This is a genomic window from Cupriavidus laharis (assembly GCF_914271435.1).
GTDB lineage: Bacteria > Pseudomonadota > Gammaproteobacteria > Burkholderiales > Burkholderiaceae > Cupriavidus > Cupriavidus laharis.
The window spans coordinates 1-1,126 of record NZ_CAJZAI010000046.1 but is presented as its reverse complement, the minus strand read 5'-3'; the positions used below and the strand labels follow the sequence as shown (position 1 = coordinate 1,126).

At 58.8% G+C, this 1,126-nt stretch carries 2 protein-coding genes; both read left to right on the top strand.

The annotated features are described in order from the left end of the window. Positions 1-74: 74 nt before the first annotated feature. Complete coding sequence (locus LDO29_RS28165; protein ID WP_151070365.1) at positions 75-599, top strand: IS630 family transposase; 525 nt, start codon at positions 75-77, stop codon at positions 597-599. Then, complete coding sequence (locus tag LDO29_RS28160; RefSeq protein WP_151070364.1) at positions 568-1,113, top strand: IS630 family transposase; 546 nt, start codon at positions 568-570, stop codon at positions 1,111-1,113. Before LDO29_RS28165 ends, LDO29_RS28160 begins: the two co-directional genes overlap by 32 nt. The last annotated feature ends 13 nt before the right edge of the window (positions 1,114-1,126 follow it).

The following is a 1,126-nucleotide window of genomic DNA, read 5'->3' as shown; positions in this document are numbered from 1 at the left end:
CTAAACATAGCGACATAAGTATTGCAGCATGTATCAATGTATGATTGCGTGGTTACTCTTTCGGAGAGGCAGCCATGCGCAAGCTCGAAATTGCAGACGCGCAGATCATGCAGTTGGCGATTCGACAGGAGATCGAGCGAAGCGAGGAATCGCGGTATGACCACCGTCTCCACGGGGTGCTGCTGGTGAGCAGCGGTTACTCGTGCACCGAAGTGGGCCAGTTGTTCGGTCAGGCGGCCACGACAATTCAGCGATGGGTCCGACGTTTCGAGCGGGGCGGTTTCGACGGATTGCGGGAAGGTGATCGGCCCGGACGTCCGCGTGCCTTGGATGAGGCGCAATGGGCTCGCATTGAAGCGGATTTGCGCAAGACACCACGTGACTTCGGATTTGAAGCGAGCCTGTGGGATGGGCCTGTTCTGTCGGAGCACTTGCGCCAGCACTACGGCATCACGCTGGGCGTGCGTCAGTGCCAGCGGTTGTTTCGCCAGATGGGCTTTCGGCTGCGCAAACCGCGCCCGCAGGTCGCCCAGTCTGATCCCGTTCGCGTTGCGGAGGTAAAAAAAACTGCGGCGACTGGCAAAACGCGACGACGTTGAGCTATGGAGCCTGGACGAATGCCATTTCCAGCAACACGGATCGCGCTGCCGCATGTGGGTGGCCCCGGAGATCCGCGACCCGGTGTTGATGCATGCGCCGACGCGCAAGTCGGTGGCGTGCTTTGGCGCCGTCAGCTTGAGCACTGGCCGCTTCGTCTGGCAGGTTTGCCCTGTCTTCAACGCAGAAACGTTTGCATCCTTTCTGCGTCAGCTACTACGCCATCGACGTCGCGGCAAGCGCATCGTCGTCGTGCTGGACAACGCCAAGTACCACCATGCCATCCTGCTCAAGCCGTTACTGCGCAAGTACAGGCAGCACCTGACTTTGTTGTTCCTTCCGCCATACAGTCCGCAACTGGCGCCTATCGAACGCGTCTGGAAGCTGACAAGGCGCTTGGTGCTGCATAACCGGTACTTTGCCACACTTGGCGAAGTCCTCTCGGCGGTCGACGGCTGCTTCCGGCACTGGAAGAGACCAAACGAGGTACTTCGAAGACTATGCTGCATTATTTAAGACGCTGTGTTTA